Source organism: Enterococcus sp. DIV1682a (assembly GCF_051711005.1).
In the GTDB taxonomy this organism is placed as follows: Bacteria; Bacillota; Bacilli; order Lactobacillales; family Enterococcaceae; genus Enterococcus_B; species Enterococcus_B hirae.
This window is the reverse complement of record NZ_JBIOLT010000001.1, coordinates 2,783,933-2,799,694: the sequence shown is the minus strand read 5'-3', so window position 1 is coordinate 2,799,694 and position 15,762 is coordinate 2,783,933. Positions and strand designations below refer to the sequence as shown.

At 36.3% G+C, this 15,762-nt stretch carries 13 protein-coding genes; 7 read left to right on the top strand and 6 right to left on the bottom strand.

The window, feature by feature from the left end; genetic code table 11:
* The first annotated feature begins 5 nt into the window (after positions 1-5).
* Positions 6-4,367: a type VII secretion protein EssC gene (gene essC, locus IGJ23_RS12795; RefSeq protein ID WP_438775051.1), complete on the top strand. Its 4,362-nt coding sequence runs from the start codon at positions 6-8 to the stop codon at positions 4,365-4,367.
* A gap of 347 nt (positions 4,368-4,714) precedes the next feature.
* Here essC and IGJ23_RS12790 read toward each other — a convergent pair whose 3' ends face one another.
* Entirely contained in the window at positions 4,715-5,947 is a 1,233-nt protein-coding gene (locus tag IGJ23_RS12790; protein ID WP_010720649.1) for an SWIM zinc finger family protein, read from the bottom strand.
* Between the two features lie 156 nt (positions 5,948-6,103).
* Complete coding sequence (locus IGJ23_RS12785) at positions 6,104-6,571, bottom strand: Rrf2 family transcriptional regulator (protein ID WP_010737255.1); 468 nt, start codon at positions 6,569-6,571, stop codon at positions 6,104-6,106.
* Positions 6,572-6,698: 127 nt separating this feature from the next.
* Between IGJ23_RS12785 and IGJ23_RS12780 the strand changes: the two genes are divergently transcribed.
* Positions 6,699-7,547 carry an SDR family oxidoreductase gene (locus tag IGJ23_RS12780; protein WP_034700065.1) on the top strand — a complete coding sequence of 283 codons (849 nt, stop codon included), beginning with the start codon at positions 6,699-6,701 and terminating at the stop codon, positions 7,545-7,547.
* Positions 7,548-7,992: 445 nt separating this feature from the next.
* Positions 7,993-8,433: a DUF2798 domain-containing protein gene (locus IGJ23_RS12775; protein ID WP_010737257.1), complete on the top strand. Its 441-nt coding sequence runs from the start codon at positions 7,993-7,995 to the stop codon at positions 8,431-8,433.
* Between the two features lie 153 nt (positions 8,434-8,586).
* On the opposite strand, the gene IGJ23_RS12770 is transcribed toward IGJ23_RS12775, so the two are convergent.
* Entirely contained in the window at positions 8,587-9,102 is a 516-nt protein-coding gene (locus IGJ23_RS12770) for a PadR family transcriptional regulator (RefSeq protein WP_081128956.1), read from the bottom strand.
* 112 nt (positions 9,103-9,214) lie between these two features.
* Between IGJ23_RS12770 and IGJ23_RS12765 the strand changes: the two genes are divergently transcribed.
* Both IGJ23_RS12765 and IGJ23_RS12760 read left to right on the top strand, forming a co-directional pair.
* A complete protein-coding gene (locus tag IGJ23_RS12765) occupies positions 9,215-10,429 on the top strand; it encodes an MFS transporter (RefSeq protein WP_438775050.1) in 1,215 nt (404 codons plus the stop codon).
* A 260-nt stretch (positions 10,430-10,689) separates the two neighbouring features.
* Positions 10,690-11,007, top strand: a complete 318-nt coding sequence (locus IGJ23_RS12760) for a hypothetical protein (RefSeq protein WP_010737260.1) — start codon at positions 10,690-10,692, stop codon at positions 11,005-11,007.
* An 88-nt stretch (positions 11,008-11,095) separates the two neighbouring features.
* Here the strand turns inward: IGJ23_RS12760 and IGJ23_RS12755 are convergent, their stop codons facing one another.
* The 3 genes from IGJ23_RS12755 to proB form a co-directional block, all read right to left on the bottom strand.
* The gene (locus IGJ23_RS12755; RefSeq protein WP_010720642.1) at positions 11,096-11,440 is read right to left on the bottom strand and encodes a hypothetical protein; all 345 of its coding nucleotides are present in this window, start codon (positions 11,438-11,440) and stop codon (positions 11,096-11,098) included.
* A gap of 103 nt (positions 11,441-11,543) precedes the next feature.
* Positions 11,544-12,788: a glutamate-5-semialdehyde dehydrogenase gene (locus tag IGJ23_RS12750; RefSeq protein ID WP_438775049.1), complete on the bottom strand. Its 1,245-nt coding sequence runs from the start codon at positions 12,786-12,788 to the stop codon at positions 11,544-11,546.
* On the bottom strand, positions 12,785-13,591 hold the full coding sequence (proB, locus tag IGJ23_RS12745; RefSeq protein WP_010720640.1) for a glutamate 5-kinase: 807 nt from the start codon (positions 13,589-13,591) through the stop codon (positions 12,785-12,787). Before proB ends, IGJ23_RS12750 begins: the two co-directional genes overlap by 4 nt.
* Before the next feature lie 201 nt (positions 13,592-13,792).
* Between proB and IGJ23_RS12740 the strand changes: the two genes are divergently transcribed.
* Both IGJ23_RS12740 and radA read left to right on the top strand, forming a co-directional pair.
* Positions 13,793-14,323 carry a dUTP diphosphatase gene (locus IGJ23_RS12740; RefSeq protein ID WP_010720639.1) on the top strand — a complete coding sequence of 177 codons (531 nt, stop codon included), beginning with the start codon at positions 13,793-13,795 and terminating at the stop codon, positions 14,321-14,323.
* Positions 14,324-14,374: 51 nt separating this feature from the next.
* Positions 14,375-15,745, top strand: coding sequence for a DNA repair protein RadA (radA, locus tag IGJ23_RS12735; RefSeq protein ID WP_010720638.1), 1,371 nt, complete (start codon positions 14,375-14,377; stop codon positions 15,743-15,745).
* Positions 15,746-15,762: the final 17 nt, after the last annotated feature.

Below are 15,762 nucleotides of genomic sequence, written 5' to 3'. Positions count from 1 at the left end.
ATCAGATGAATATCAGTCTTTCCATCCTTTTTGATCTCTTTTATTTTGGGGAGATGTTTATTCATGAAGTATTTACTCAAAATGATAAAGAGCTGGTGATCGCCGGCAAAAAAATTTGTTATATCAAACAGCATATAAATTTTTCAGACTCTTCGATCAAAGATGATCCGAGGTTTCTGATATTAAAGCATGAAACATTGCAGAGAAAGTGGATCGATCCACCGAAGCAATTGATTGATATTTCATGTGCAACAACCTCTGCCTTGATGATTGAATCAGATGCAATGATTGCGATAGATTATCAGGATAATAACTATCAATTGAGTATATATCCTAGTAAAGCACCCGTTTATTATAACCAGCTACTTGTAACAAAAGGTGTATTTACTTTCCAAGTAGGTGATCAGATCGTAGTGGATCAGTGGATTATCGAAAGGCGGGAAAAGCAGTGGCAGATCATCGGTTTAGGTCAAGCGATCCAATTAAATCCATGGGTACTTTCTGAAGTCCCTTATATACCTGAATATCCTAAGCACTTCCCCTTTTTTAGAAGAAGCCCTAGAATCTATCTGGAAGAGCCAAAAGTACAAGTGGAGGTTCGATTACCGAGACACGAAGCAGCTCAGGAGAAACAATCCTTTTTTAAATTGGTTCTCCCCTCTTTAGGCATATTTATCTTAAGCGGAATGTTTCTGTTTTTTAGCAATCGAAACCTTCTTCTGATACTAGGTATGTATGGACTTAATTTATTGACGTCCAGTATCTCTACTATCAATTATTTATTAAATAAAAAGAAAATAAAACGAAAAAAAAGTGAACAAAAAATAACTATCCAACAATATAGAATCAAAAAAGCTTTTGAATTAAACAGGTTACAGCAAAGACAAAAAGAAGTTTTACAGTACATGTATCCTTCTAATAATCAATTAGCACGAATGACAAAGGAATGTCATCCAAGAATCTATGAACGTCGACCAAAGGATAAAGATTTTTTAACCGTTCGCTTAGGAATAGGCGAACGTCCATCCAGTTTTAAAATTGTTAGTTCTCATTTGGATGAGGATCAATGGAACGATGAAGTTCTATCCGATTTTATTCGTCCTTATCAGAAATTAAAGAACGCACCTATTGCGATTTCGTTTGCAACTCAGTCAGTGGGGCTTGTCGGTCCATCGAATGTTTTGCAGGAAGCTCTTCAATCTTTACTATTTCAAATTTCTGTCTTGCACTCTTACCAAGAGGTTGAGTTTATCACTCTTCTTCAAGAAAAAGAATATGAAAAAACATGGAAAAATTGGCGTTGGTTACCACATCATACGTTGCGATCCTTTCCACTTAAACAAAGAGGGCTCCTATTCAATTTAAAAAATCGAGAGTTGGTTTTGAGTGCATTTTATAAGATCCTTTCTAAAAGGAAGCAAAAACTACAACATGCTGATTATCAGAAGATAGCTTTTAAACCAACTTATGTTTTTTCAATTATCACAGAAGAAGGCTTGTGGGAGCATGAAATCAGTGAGTTTTTAACGGAAGAATTAAATCGGTATGGTGTCGTAGTTATTTGGGCGAAGGAATCTATCGATCAGTTGCCTGAAACTGTAACGACGTTAATAGCGTATCAAAGTCAAGATATTGCTATGTTGATCAATCATAAAGAACAACACATTAATCAACCATTTACACCTAATCGTTTACCAACCAGTTATCCACTTGAACAAGCAATTTTTCGTTTAGCTAACTTATTTCATGAAGAAATTGAAAATCAAAATCTGCCAGAAAAAATCAATTTATTAGAGCAATATCAAGTTCAGACTGTTGAGGAGTTAATGATTTCTAAGCGCTGGTTGAACGCAGAGCCAAGTAAGACATTGCGTTCATTGATCGGCTGGCAGAGAAAAAATCAGGGGATCTACTGGGATCTCCATGAACAGGCACATGGACCTCATGCTTTAATTGGTGGCACGACTGGTTCAGGGAAGTCAGAATTTCTGATTACTTATTTAGTGGGATTAGCCATCAATTTTTCTCCTGAAGATGTAGGGATTCTAGTGATTGATTGGAAAGGTGGTGGCCTCGCACAAACAGTAAGTAAGTTGCCACATTTTATGGGTGCGATCACTAATTTAGACCGAGTTGGTACGTCCCGTGCATTGATCAGTATCAAAGCGGAGCTGGAAAAGCGACAAAGGTTACTTGCGACCTATGAAGTAAACAACATCAATGAGTATATGCAGTTATACAAACAACGAAAACAAAGGAACGTTTCTGCGTACCCTGATCAGCCGCTGCCTCATCTTTTTCTAGTATCCGATGAGTTTGCCGAATTAAAAGTCAATGTGCCAGAATTTTTGGAGGAGCTGACTTCAGTAGCGCGGATTGGTCGTTCACTTGGCGTCCATTTAATTTTAGCTACCCAAAAACCAGCCGGAGTAGTCAACGACCAAATCGAGGCGAATAGTAAAAGTAAAGTGGCATTGAAAATGGCAAGTGTTCAAGACTCAAAGGAACTTTTACAAACAACAGATGCAGCTTATGTGTCAAGACCAGGGAGGGGTTATCTTAAGGTAGGAGAAAATGACGTCTATGAATTGTTCCAAAGTGGTTATACAAAAGCACCCTACGCACCAAACCAATCTCTTGAAGATGAACGGATCGTTGTTGTGAATGAATTTGGTCAAAAGGAAGTCCTCTTTGCTCCTACAGAAAAAGATCCGAGGAAAGAAGCGAGCAGTATAGTTACGCAATATGAGGCAGTCAGAAGGTTGATTGTACAAACATTTCAACAATCAACATTCAGCCAACCATCACAACCTTGGTTACCAGAATTACCAACATGGTTAGTAATGCCTGTCTTTAAAGGAAATGAACGGAATACATTAAAGGTTCCCATAGGCTTGTTAGATGTACCTCATGAGCAAAAGCAAAATCATTATTACTATGATTGCGAGAAAAGTAGTCATACCGTTGTATTCGCTAGTTCTGGATATGGAAAATCTACGTTATTACAAACAATTGTTTTAAGTCTTGCAAGACAAAATACTCCAAATCAAGTATGGTTTCATCTAGTTGATTTTGGTACTAATGGCCTTTTACCGTTGAAGAAGTTGCCACATGTCGTTGACATCGTCACTTTAGAAGAAGAAGAAAAAAGACAAAAAATGTTTGTGAGAATCAATCGATCATTGGCGGAGAGAAAACAACTGTTTAAAGAAAAGGGTGCCACAAATCTCTACCAATACCAAGAAAAAACGAGCATCCAATTACCGATCATTTTTATTATATTAGATAGCTACGAGAGTTTGGGGATAGAGGATAAACGAAAAGATTCTATCGATGAAACAATCGTGCATTTACTAAGAGATGGTGCAAGTTTAGGGATTTATCTTATTCTATCTGCAAATCGTGTCGGGAGTATTCGCCTAAATATGATGAGTCAATTTGCAACAAAGCTGTTTATGTATTTACATGATGAAAGTGAAATCAAACAAGTGCTGGGAAGAGAAGCGATTGTTGCGTTGCCTATTAAAGGAAGAGGGCAAGTGATGCTTGACCGACCGACGATATTACAATTTTATTTACCCACTAATGGTCAAAATGAATCAGAAATATTCGAAAAAATGGCAGAAGAAATAACAAATATAGATCAAGACTGGGTAGGAAAACGTCCTGAAAAAATCCTGATGGTGCCCGAACGGTTAACGACAAAAATTTTCAGTCAGTTTGTGCGCAATAAAGAAAAAGACTTGGTGTATCTAGGTTTGAATAAGCAAACAGTTGAGGTGGAATCATTTGCATTTTTTCTTGGAAAGCAGCTAGGTTTATTTTTTACTTCCAATGTACAATTGCAGAGGATGTTTTCATGGTGGCTGTCACAAATGATGGATGTGGAAGAAAATGTTATTTTAATCGATGTTTCTGGAACATTGGAGCAAATAAAAAACGAAGTGACTTCGTATTTTAGCTTGCATGATGTCGCAAAACGAAGTGAGAAATTTACTCATTTCTGGGATGAACTGTGGTTCACGCCAAAAACGAGAAAAATCGTGGTTCTTAATGGACTGGCTGATTTCGTGGAAGAAATGGGGTTACTCTCGGGAGAAGTGGGCAAGTTATTAAATAGAGGAAATTCGTGTTTTCAATTCATTTTTATTGATCTGTTAGCGAAAACTGGCAACTTTTATGGTGGAATGACTCAAATAGTAAAAGAAAATGTTTCTCAGATCTTTTTTGATGGGAGTCTCCAAACTCAAGGATTTGTTGATGATTTTACATTTACAAGAGAAAATAACCCAAATAATAAAAATAGTTTTTACAGTTTAAAGGATGGAAAGTTGGAAATCATAGTAGTTCCTGTCGAAGAAGAGTGAGGGTAAAAATGATACCGCACTAAAAATAATGTATCCGAACAAGAGGGCACGGGTGCAAGGGTTAGCTTCAACAACAGAAGGAAGAATTTTTTGTAATAGCTTCTCAAGTGTTCGAAAATTCATGCGATTTCGAGGAATTAATTCTGGAATGTCTATTTGGTAAGAAGGTATGCTCACCATTTATTCATTTTTACACCTAAAAGAGTCTGGGAAGTCCTTTTTTGTCCCAGACTCTTAACGGTAATTTTTTTGAAAACTTCTTCTTATTATTGAAGTTTAAAGCATTTTTTTCTGTCTTTGGCAAAAAACTCAGGATCACTCGTAAATAACGTTGGCATAATAAATAGTTACATTTTTTTTTCGAGTAATTTTAATTCTTGGATCATTGCTTTTTTTCGCGGGTATTTTTCTTTTAATTCTTTGATCAACAATTGAACCGAGATCATGCTGTTTGGTAAAGTAGCCATTTCTTCAATATATCTCACCAGTTTATGATAATGATTCCGAGTAGTCATAGTGTGGGCTATTTTCCGCAATTCATATTCATATTTCTGTAATAGTGCTTCGGGAGTCTGTTTTTTTAAAATATTGAAATAACGATTAGCTTCTTTGATTCCAGAGGTCTCTAACACACGATTCAATAATAGATCATAGCATTTTTCCTGTGAATAAAGTAAGCCAATGTCTTGATGATTATGTAATTCTTGGAACAAACGGTTTCGCAACGATATCCATTCGTCTTTTGAACAAGTTTTTTTCAATTGGTGAACTAGATTCATATCTAATGCATCATTCTCAATCAATAACTTAAAAACTTGATTTATGTATGCTTCTTTTTTTCCTAATTTATAATAGAGTTTTTTTAGAGAATAACGATGAAGTTGAACGAGATCAGGAGATTGACGATCCAAAAGCAGACTCTCCTGTAATACTTTTTCTGCTTCTTTGTATATTCTGTTTTTAAGTAAGTAATTAACATATTGTGTCCTGATAGTAGGGGAGTGCCAGTTTTCTTGGATAGTATGTTGAATTTTTTGCTTGGAATAGTTTAAGTACTCCATTTGTTTAACAGATAAAATTTGTTTCTTTTTTTTCAATCCTCTTTTTTTGTCTGCGGGTTCTTTCTTCAACGAGGAAGCAGATTGTTTCTCATAGTATGCTTGATATTTATTGATATCAAAAGAATCATCTGAATAAATATATTGTTGAAAACGTTTTGCTAAGTGGTCATTTTCCTTTAAAATCATCTTTAAAAAAGGACGGATTTGTGAATCTTCCGCGTAGGAAACCAAATATGCGCTGTTATTTGCATCTTTCTTTTGTAAGTATTTATTGTATTCGAATAAAACGGCTACTAAATGGGGACAATGATCATTCGATAAGCAGGGGCAGCTACAAACCATTTTTTCTAAATAAAAGTGGTCAACGAGGTCAATGATTGCATGATAGTTTTCATTACTAGTAATGTTGGCAGTAATCTGTTTTTGCTTAACCTTAAAGTTTTTTACCTGTTCCCCAATAAAATAGGAGTATCCTAAATCTATTGTAGTTTCTAAAAAATATTCTTTCCAGTTGTTCACCTAATCTCCTCCTTTATATTAATTCTTACTTAATAAGTTTAACGGATAAATGAATGAAAAACAGTATTTTTTTGTTGATACGTAAGTTATTTAATTTTAATATAAATGGCTATTTTTAGGTATATTTTTTATAGTAAAATAATTACCAATTGTTGTTTAAAGAAATTTTTTTATTCTTTCGTGATTGTGAGGGCGTTTTTCAATTTCTAATACAGCAATTTTGTGTAGCAAAGAGTCTAACGTGATATGTGACATTTCTTCCTCTACTTTTGCTTGGAGTTGGGTATAGCTTGCCGTCAATGTTTCTTGAATATTCGCACCAACGATACAATTTGGGTTTGTTTTCGGATCCACTTGAATGAGATTAGTATTTCCTTCAATACTTTTATAAATATCTAAAAGTGAAATTTTTTCAGGAGAACGAGCTAAAGAAGGTGCAGCTTTTCCGACTTGCGTAATAATCAAATTCGCTTTTTTTAGTCGGCTCATGATTTTACGGACATTAGCTGCACTGGTTTCAATACTTTTCGCAATCATCTCACTAGATAACATATCGCTATCTTGAAAAATTGCTATGTAGGCTAAGATGTGGATCGCATCGCTCAATTGTAAAGAATATTTCATACTATCCCATTCCTTTCGACGTTTATTCTTGACTTATTTTAACATACTCTTTAAGATAATGGTGTAACTTAAAAATGTACAGGTTTTATTTAAAAAATTTATCAATGTGAAAAAAGGAGTGGTTAGAATGAATTATCTCATTACTGGAGCAACTGGTGGTTTTGGTAACTATGCTATGGAGTACTTAAAACAGCTCGTTCCTCAGGAAAATATCTATGTGTTGGCGCGGAATGAAGAAAAGGGGAAAACACTTGAAGAAAAGGGTTGGAATGTCCGTTTCGGAGATTATGCTGATTATTCTTCTATGAAAAATGCCTTACAGGGAATTGATCGCTTGTTGTTTGTGTCTGGTGCACCTGGTAATCGGCAAGCTGAGCATGAAAATGTTGTGAAGGCCGCAAAAGCAACTGGTGTTTCTTACATTGCTTATACTAGTTTTGCTGATGCCGATCACTCGACCAGTATTCTAGCGCCAGATCATCAGTTTACAGAGAAAGTAATTGCTGATTCTGGAATCGCACATACTTTTTTACGTAATAATTGGTACTTAGAAAATGAATGGCCACTCATTGAACTTGCCTTAAAGAATGGGCGCTTTATTTATTCAGCAGGTGAAGGTAAAACTGGCTGGGCATTAAAACGAGAATATGCCGAAGTTGCAGCAAAAGCACTAGCGAACTTGAACTTTCCAGAAGTTCTTGAATTATCGGGTAAACCGATTACGTATGAAGAACTAGCTAAAGAATTAAAAAAAGTGACAGGCAAACCTATTGATATTGTAGCTACCAATGACCATGAGTTCATCAAAAATTTAGAGGAGGCTGGTTATCCTGAATCTGCTGCACAAATGTTTGCAGCTATTCAAAAAGATATCAAGAATAATCAACTCGATGTTTCCTCAAAAGATTTTGAACAAGCTTTGGGACATCCACTTGTCTCTTTAAAAGATGGACTAGAAGAATTGTTGAATCAATAGTTGTAAAAAGCGGTTGAGACAACGTTATTAATTTTATGAAACAAGGGTAAATTCTCGCAAGTGACAAGAAGTATAAAAATAAGGTTTTTACGGTTGACACTTACCTGCTTACTGTTTCTTATTGAGTTTATTGCTGAAAGTTTAGTCAGTGAAAACCGTGAACAAAAGGTCGTGAAGTATCGTTTAGCTCTGATAACCTTAAGAAAGATTTTTTGGAACCAGTTTTTTGGTTTTGAAAAATTCGGACTTATTTCAAAGAGTAGCTGGTTGAACACTGTTTATTCGTTTTCACACCTATTTAAAGAGTCTGGGATCAGGCTCTTTTTTTTGCATTTAAGTGATAAGTAGAAGATTGACTTTTTTGAATGTAATAAAAAAAACACTTACGAGAAAATGAGAAATATGCTACGATACTTTTCGTGACAAATTTAAAGGAGTGGTATAGTTGCCTACAAACAAAAAAGAAGGAATTATTTTTACATCACTAATGTGTTTTCTCATGGTCTTAGGAATGAGTGTGTATAATCTCTGGCTTCATGGGGATTTATATTTTTCAAATCTATTGATTGGTTTAGTTCCAGGATTCATCGTGGCGTTTATTCTAGATGTCTTTATTGTTGGTGTGATTGCGAAAAAAATAGCTTTCAAGTTGCCAGTAAATTCAGAAAGTAAATTTCAAATGATCGTAACGATTTCTTGTCTGATGGTCCTAGGAATGGTTACCTGTATGTCGTTGTTTGGTGTTGTGATTGAGCAGGGAATACCTGACCAATTATTTTCAGCGTACCTTACCGCATGGAAAATGAATGTGATTGTTGCATTGCCTTTGCAATTACTAATCGTAGGTCCTATCTCTCGATTGGTATTAAGCACGATCCAAAACTAAAAAGATCTTTTAGATTATAAAAAAAGAGGATGCGACTTGTATAGCATCAAGAGATAAAAGAACTTGCCTAAAATTGCGTATACGCTTATTAGGAAGTTTCGTTTATTTTTTGAATGAGCTACTTCAGTCACATGCTCTTTTTTTTAAGAACGATTAATCAAAAAATGTTTGCATCATTTCACGAACCTGTGTACACCATTGTAGTTCTTGCTGGCAAAGTAAAATTCTTCGTTGAATAACGACATAACGTCCAAATTCCTCTTTTTTATTTACTGAAAGATCTGCTAGTTTTGCTTGGTTTTTTTGCATGATTTTGTTTAATTGTTGTTCTCTTGTAAATAAAAGACCCGTCGCTGTTGTTTTATCTAAGGTAGAAAAAGCGTACAGTTTGGCTAAAAATTCATCTTTTTGAGTAGGAGCAGGGGTCTCTTCTTTGATCCATTCTTCTACGATCGCTTTTCCTTCATTGGTAAGGGTATAAATTTTTTTCTGCGAATGTTCTTCGATTTCCATGACAGAAATATAACCTTTCTGGTCTAATTTAGCCAGTGTCGTGTAAATCTGACTGTGGTGAGCTTCCCAGAAAATGGTGATTAATTGTTTTAGTTCATAACCGGAACGAGGTTTAGACAAAAGAACGCATAATAAGATATAGGCTAAAGTATTCATACGATACCTCCTGACTGATTTTCTCTTATTATAGCATATTTTTTATTTTTGTTTTTACATGTGCATATTGACATGTAAAATAAATCATGTATGATGCTAGATAGAGAAAGGAATGGGGAAATTGGAGAATCAAATAGAAATCAAAGAAGAACTAACAGAGAAAGGACAGGAACAAAGTAAAGGAAAGAATTCAGCGTTAGTAGTCGCTGCGACTTGTATGTTTGCATTTATGGGAGTCGGCTTAGTAGATCCCATTTTAAAAACGATTGCTGCTCAATTAGATGCAACACCTGCCCAAACGACATTATTATTTACGAGCTACATGTTGGTAACGGGAGTAGTGATGTTGTTTACAGGTTTTTTATCGAGTCGAATTGGTTTGAAAAAAACATTGATGGCAGGTTTGGTCATTATTGTTGTATTTGCTGGCTTAGGTGGATTATCCAATGATATTGGTACATTGATCGGATTGCGTGCTGGTTGGGGTGTAGGGAATGCTTTATTTGTTTCAACAGCACTTGCGACTATTGTAAGTATTTTAGTGGGGAACACTGAAAAAGCTATTATGATGTATGAAGCAGCACTAGGCTGTGGGATGGCTGTTGGACCATTAGTTGGCGGCATACTAGGGAGTGGCTCGTGGCGTTATCCTTTTTATGGGGTAGCTACGTTGATGTTTATTGGCTTTTTAGCATTGGCGATTCTTCTTCCAGAGGCAGGAAAACCACAAAGGAAGGTTGGTTTTTGGGAAGGGGTCAAGGCGTTAAGTAATCACAAATTGCGTTCCGTTGGTCTGATTGCCTTATTATATAATTTTGGTTTCTTTACGTTACTTGCCTATGCACCATTCTTATTAGTGGGGTATAGTGAGTTAGAGGTCGGTTTTGTTTTCTTTGGTTGGGGCGTTTTATTAGCAATTGCTTCGATTTTTGTCGCACCAGTACTAGAACAAAAATTCACTACTTACCGAACGATTTTAGCAGCGTTTGTTTTCTTTATTATTTGTTTGGCGTTACTAGGTGCCGGTTCAACTATCCAAATTTTAGTGCCAATCAGCATTGTACTTTCAGGTTTTTTCCAAGGGATCATCAATACATTATTGACAACGATTGCTATGGAGATACCAGGTTTACCAAGAAATGTGGCTTCTTCAAGTTATAGCTTTGTTCGTTTCTTTGGTGGGGCATTAGCGCCATTTATTGCAGGGATCATTGGCGAAAAACTAGGTGAAAGTTATGCTTTTTATTTTGCTGCGATCATTGTCGTAATTAGTGTCTTTTGTATTATTCATCATCAAAATTATTTTGTAACAGATGAAGATCAATAAAAATGAGGTTTTGAAAGAAAGAATAAAAACCGAAAAAATAGTTAATGATGAATCAATAAAACCTTGAATTTCACATACTGTGTTTCAAGGTTTTTTTCTGTTATTTGTGACGCTTGATCTACAGTTCTGGTAACTAGTATCGTGAGAGGGTTTATTTTTAACATGTGTTTCAACGAAAAAGGTCAATGAATACACTGTTTTTGTCATAAATCATGTTATGATGAGAATAAGACACAGCCAGTAAAAAGTGAGGAAAAGCGATGATTGAAGAATATTTCAAAGAAGTAGGTATCACGTTGGTTGAACTTCCCATCGAGTTGGTGGATGATCGACCCGTTTATGGTGGTTATCTAAAAGAGCTGCCTGTAATCAATGCGACAGGAGAATCTCGAAAAATCATGCACCAGAAACTAGCGAGTATGTATCAAGCCTATCGTGAACAACTACTTACAGATATGGAAATAGAAAAAGAAAAAACAATGAATCTGTCGACAGAAGAATTGTTAAGATATTATGATGGTGAGACATTCGATGGGTTTGCTATTTTTTCTAACGATAATGAAGATCATCTTGGCTAAAATAAGCTATTATCGACTTAAAGTTACGCTAAATGCGTTTCTTTTAGTCGATAATAGCTTATTTCAATCATTGTAGTTATGAGGCATTCTAGTTAAAGCGCTTGGGTAAGTTATTTTTGTTTAATTGATATTTGAAAGACAAATGGAAAATCCCGGCAATCAATAAAGTGATCGTATAAGCAATCGAATGGTGGAACGCTAGATTGTAATTGATCACAGCTAAAATGCCTAAAGCGAGCATATAACTAACATGTAGCCTTTGAACAATGCCTTTAGGACCAATTTTTTGAAGATAAACTTGCCATTTTTCCTGAGTGGGATTAAAATTTCTTTTTTTTATTTGGAAAAAAGTGGCTAAAATCATCACTCCTATAAAGGCAGCGATGTTTAAAGAAATCAAGTATACTAAAAATATCGTGAAAATTTCGAACATAAAAGTAACCTTTCTAACTAAAAAACTTTTCAAGAATCAAAAAATAAAGAAAAATTTTGTCATATTTTTATTGTGAAGACTAAAATGTTTCGTGTGAAACATTTTAGCGGATTTGACCTTCGCCGTAAATGATATATTTCGTAGAGGTCAGTTCATTCAATCCCATCGGACCTCGAGCATGTAATTTCTGAGTAGAAATACCGATTTCAGCACCAAAACCAAAAACAGCTCCGTCAGTAAAACGAGTTGAGGCATTCACATAAACCGCAGCGGCGTCCACTTCGTTCAAGAAACGTTGGCTTGCTTGGTAACTATCCGTAACGATGGCTTCAGAATGTTTTGTATTATGGCGATTGATATGGTCGATCGCTTCATCTAAAGAATCAACGACTTTCACAGCCAGAATATAGTCTAGATATTCCGTATCCCAATCAGCTTTTTCTGCAAGGGTTGCAGTTTCTAAATATTCCATGGCACGCGTATCTGCACGTAGAGAAACCCCATGTTCTACTAATACTTTTTCAATAACAGGTAAAAAGAAAGGGGCGATCTCTGAATGGATCAACAATGTTTCTGCAGCATTACAAACAGATGGACGAGAAGCTTTTGCATTGACGATGATATTCGTTGCCATGGTCAACTGAGCATCTTTATCGATATAAATATGATTGTTACCAGTGCCAGTCTCAATGATTGGGACTGTGGCTTGTTCCTTCACTCTTCTGATCAAATTTGCGCCGCCTCGAGGAATCAACACATCTAAGTACTCTGTTAATTTCATTAATTCAGCAGCCGTTTCATGAGATGTATCGTCCACAAATTGAACAGCGTAAGGAGACAAGCCAGCATCAGTTAACGTTTGTTGCAGAAGCTTCACTAATAATTGATTGGAAAAGAAAGCTTCCTTTCCGCCTCGAAGAATAACAGCATTCCCTGATTTAAAAGCCAAGCTAGCTGCATCAGTCGTCACATTCGGTCTAGATTCATAAATGATTCCGATGACACCAAGTGGGACACGTTTTTTTCCAATCAGTAACCCATCAGCATTCTTCCACATTTGTTCTACTTTTCCAATTGGATCCTCTAATGAAGCGATTTTACTGATTTCTTCAGCCATATCATGGATACGCTCAGGCGTTAAGCGTAAGCGGTCAAGCATCGTTTCGCTCATCTGATTTTCGGTTGCTTGCTCTAAATCTTTCTGATTGGCTTCAAGTATCGCTCCTTGATTTTTTTTGAGCATCAATGCCATCTGTTTGAGAAGGTCATTTTTCTGTTCTGTGCTCATCAAGGCAAGAGTTTGGGCGCTTTGTTTTGCATTTTTTCCAAGTTGATTTAAATCAGTCATACGTGTTCCTCCTTAAATAAGGTTCCAAGTTCTTTACCGGCTAAAAGATCGAAGATAATGGTAGGATTTTTTCCGTTTGCCAGGATCATTGTACTGTTGGCTTCAAAAATACGTAATGCTGCTTGTAACTTACTAGACATTCCTCCTGTTCCAAAGGTGCTGCCAGCACCACCCGCTTGTGCCATTAAACACTCGTCAATGACCGAAACGGTTTGATACATCTTTGCATCTGGATTTTTTGAAGGATCGGCGGAATAAAATCCGTCAATATCAGATAAAACAATTAATAAATCTGCTGTGATCAATTTTGTAACGATCGCAGATAGTTGATCATTATCACCAAATTTCGTTGTATGTTCAAGTTCATCGACTGCTACAGTATCATTTTCATTAACGATCGGGATGGTTCCCATTGCTAATAACTGTTCAAGTGTGTTGATCACATTGACTCGACTTTGAGGAAAATCGATCACATCCCGAGTAACGAGGATTTGAGCTGTTTGCTGATTGTAAACACTGAAACGTTGATTATAAATGTTCATCAATTCTGCCTGTCCGATCGCAGCGATTGCTTGTTGTTCCGGGATCGTTGTGGGGCGTGTAGCTTGATTCATTTTGTGCATCCCGACACCAACAGCGCCGGATGAAACTAATACGACTTCTTTCCCTTGATTCCGAAGATCAGACAAGACAAAGGCAAGCTGATCAATCGCAGCGAGGTTGATGTTTCCATTGGGATAGATTAAAGTACTCGTTCCCACTTTAATAACAATTCGTTTGGCTTTTGTAACTTCTTTTCGCATGTGACACCTCTAACTAAATACACGTTTTGATTTCGTTCTATTCTACTTGTTTTACACCATAAAGTCATGTATAAAATTTATTTTTTTATGACAGCAGTATTTTATTCATCTTAACATAAATTAATGAAGAATTTTTTAAGTCGTCCTTTTGGTATCATGAATATGGTAAAATAAATATAGTCTATTTTGGGAGGAAATTCGGTGAGAAAAAGAGGATTTGAAGTTATTTCAACATATGCACAACAAAAGATACAATTACCTCAACGAGCAACTCATCATGCTGCTGGATATGATTTTGAAGCGGCAGAAGATATTGTTATTCCAAGTATTTGGAAAGCTGGATTAAAACAAGGGATAACAGCTCTTTCAGAGGTATTGAAAAATGAAGAAACAACAGTCGACGAGAAAAAATTAAAACCAGTTCTTGTTCCTACTGGGATCAAAGCCTATATGGGAGAAGATGAATTTTTACAGTTAGCCAATCGTTCAAGTAATCCGTTGAAGCGTTTTTTAGTTTTAAGTAACGGAGTAGGTGTCATTGATAGTGATTACTATAATAATGATGCAAATGAAGGGCATATCATGTTCCAATTTACTAATTTTGGTTTGAAGGATGTTGTCATCAAAAAAGGTGAGCGAATTGGACAAGGAATTTTCTTGCCATTCTTAAAAGCAGATCAAGACCAAACAGAACAGGCCCGTAAAGGTGGCTTTGGTTCATCAGATGTATAACCATTCAAGGTTTATTTAATTCAAAAATAATTATTTAAAGGAGGCGGGACAATGGCAAAAAAAGCGAAAGTCCAGTTTGTTTGCCAAAATTGTGGTTATGTTTCGCCTAAATTCTTAGGGCGTTGCCCAAATTGCGGGAAATGGAACACGATGGTCGAGGAAATCGAGCAAGATACGACTGACCGTAGAACACGAACAAGTTTGACTGGAGAAAAAGCCAAACCAACGAAAATTGCAGAAGTGATTCCTAAAAAGGAACCACGAGTCAAAACAAAATTAGATGAATTGAATCGAGTTTTGGGCGGGGGCGTAGTTCCGGGGTCAATGATTTTGATTGGTGGCGATCCAGGCATCGGTAAATCCACATTACTTTTACAAGTATCCCAACAATTAGCTGATATCGGCGGGAAAGTATTATATGTTTCTGGAGAAGAAAGTGCAGAACAAATTAAATTACGTGCCGAGCGTTTGGGCTCAATCAATACAGAATTTTACTTATATGCTGAAACTGATATGAATGAAATTAGCCGTGCCATCGAACAGATTTCACCAGATTATGTGATCATTGATTCGATTCAAACGATGACACAACCTGATATTACGAGTGTAGCAGGGAGTGTCAGTCAAGTGAGAGAAACGACTGCTGAGTTGTTGAAAATAGCGAAAACAAATGGGATTGCGATTTTTATCGTAGGACATGTAACGAAAGAAGGATCGATTGCGGGTCCACGTATGCTTGAACATATGGTTGATACTGTTTTGTATTTTGAAGGAGAACAGCATCATAGTTTTCGTATTTTGAGAGCAGTAAAGAATCGATTTGGTTCAACAAATGAAATTGGTATATTTGAAATGCATGAACATGGATTAGAAGAAGTTGCGAATCCTTCCCAAATCTTTTTGGAAGAACGATTAGAAGGAGCAACAGGCTCAGCGATTGTTGTGGCGATGGAAGGTACCCGCCCAATTTTAGTGGAAATCCAAGCACTGGTAACACCAACAATGTATGGAAATGCTAAACGAACCACTACTGGCTTAGATTTTAACCGAGTATCATTGATCATGGCAGTTCTCGAAAAACGAGCAGGCTTACTGTTGCAGAATCAAGATGCTTACTTAAAAGCAGCAGGTGGGGTAAAATTAAATGAACCAGCCATTGATTTAGCGATTGCTGTGAGTATTGCTTCCAGTTACAAAGAAAAAGGGACACAACCGACAGAATGTTTTATTGGCGAAATTGGGTTGACGGGCGAAATTCGCCGTGTCAGTCATATTGAACAGCGTGTCAAAGAAGTACAAAAGCTGGGTTTCACAAAAGTTTATTTGCCAAAGAACAATCTAGGAGGGTGGAATCCTCCGACTGGCATTGAAGTCGTAGGTGTCGCTACCTTGGCGGAAACGTTAAAACGTGTCTTTCGTTAAAAATAGTAAAATTAAAG